The organism is Clostridium celatum (genome assembly GCF_021412605.1).
In the GTDB taxonomy this organism is placed as follows: domain Bacteria; phylum Bacillota; class Clostridia; order Clostridiales; family Clostridiaceae; genus Clostridium; species Clostridium celatum.
Genome location: NZ_JAJKGM010000092.1, coordinates 1 through 1655 on the forward strand (window position 1 = coordinate 1; position 1655 = coordinate 1655).

Consider the following 1655-nt stretch of genomic DNA (forward strand, 5'->3'; position numbering starts at 1 on the left):
TGAACTGCCCCCCGTCAAGTAGACAGGGTAAATAATAAAAAATTATGATGCTAAGGTATGACTCCTATATTCAAGTGGAGCCATGCCTTTTAGCTTTTTTTGTATTCTTTTTGTATTATAAAATTCTATATATTCATCTATAGCTTTTTCAAGCTGTTCGTAAGTATGAAACTTTTGTAAATAATACATTTCAGATTTTAATATTCCCCAAAAACCTTCCATAGGTCCATTATCAATACATCGCCCAACTCTAGACATACTTTGTTTGGCATTAATAGCATCTAGCTTAAGTTTAAAGCTCTTACTTGTATATTGAAACCCGCGATCACTATGAAATAGTGGCGTTGCCGTCGGATTAGTTATAACAGCTTTATCTAGTGTATCAAAAACTAATTTATTATTATTAGAAGTACCTAATACATAAGAAACGATGCTATTGTCTCCAAGATCTAAAATCGCACTTAGATAAGCTTTTGTTCCGTTAGTTAATTTAAATTCTGTAACATCAGTTAACCATTTTTCATTAATATTTTCAGTTATAAAGTTTCTATTTAATAAATTTTCAGCAGTTATTTGAGGGGTGCTATGAACATATCTCTTTCTCTTCTTACGAATTACAGCAGACATATTCATAGATTTCATTAATCTATAAATACGTTTATGATTGTAATTAGAACCTAGAGTTTTATTTAAATTTAAAGTTATTCTTCTATAGCCATAAATACCTTTTACCTCAGAATATATCTTAATAATTTCATTCGAAATTTCTTTATTTTCTTTATCTCTTTGAGTTTCTTTTCTATTTAACCATTTATAATATGAAGATCTACTAATCCTTGCACATTTGCATAATTCAGATATCGAATATCCAGACTGGTTAAGTTCCATAATTGCTATATATTTATCTACCTCCTTTCGATTTCGTCTAACTTTTTTAAGAAATCATTCTCCATTTTTAAACGTCTATTTTCAGATTCTAAAAGTTTTAATTGTGCAGCAATTTTCTCATATTCGCTTAAGTCTTCAAGTTTTTTACGCTTACCGCGTCTGTCGACTAGTGCTTCATATCCACCTCGATTATATTTATTAATCCAAGTATAAACTTGCTGATAAGAAACCTTATATTTATTTGCAGTTAAATTATAATCGTTAGCGTTAGCAATACAAAATGCAACTATTTCTATTCTTTCTTCATATGTAGTTTTTCTTCCGTTAGTCATAATATGATCTCCTTTGTTATTATGAGATTTACATGTTTTATGACATTTATTATACTTATTTATCCATTGTGTGAGAATACCTGTACAGGAAAGATTATATTTTAAAGATATATCTGCTAATGAACCTTTTCCATTAATATAATCTTTAACTGCACTAAGCTTGAGTTCAGAACTATAATGAGTATTTTTCTTAATGGTTTTTAATCCTTCCGGGCCGAAGGCTTTATATTTACGTATCCATCCCTGAATACTACTTGGATGTAATCCTAATTCTCTGGCTATACCTATTTGAGATATATTTCCATTTAAATACTTTTCTATAAATTTAAATTTAATTTCATATGATATCTTAGCTTTTCTTCCCATAAAAATTGCTCCCTCTATAGTAATGACAGTTTTATTATTTTAACTGTCTACTATAAAGGGAGCATATCA

The 1655-nt window shown here is 28.8% G+C and carries 2 protein-coding genes; both read right to left on the reverse strand.

Annotated features, from left to right (window positions below; all coding sequences use genetic code 11):
• Nucleotides 1–42 precede the first annotated feature (42 nt).
• The gene (locus tag LPC13_RS16645; protein WP_077711607.1) at nt 43–888 is read right to left on the reverse strand and encodes an IS3 family transposase; all 846 of its coding nucleotides are present in this window, start codon (nt 886–888) and stop codon (nt 43–45) included.
• A 17-nt stretch (nt 889–905) separates the two neighbouring features.
• Nucleotides 906–1586, reverse strand: coding sequence for a transposase (locus LPC13_RS16650; protein ID WP_234089026.1), 681 nt, complete (start codon nt 1584–1586; stop codon nt 906–908).
• Between the last annotated feature and the right edge of the window lie 69 nt (nt 1587–1655).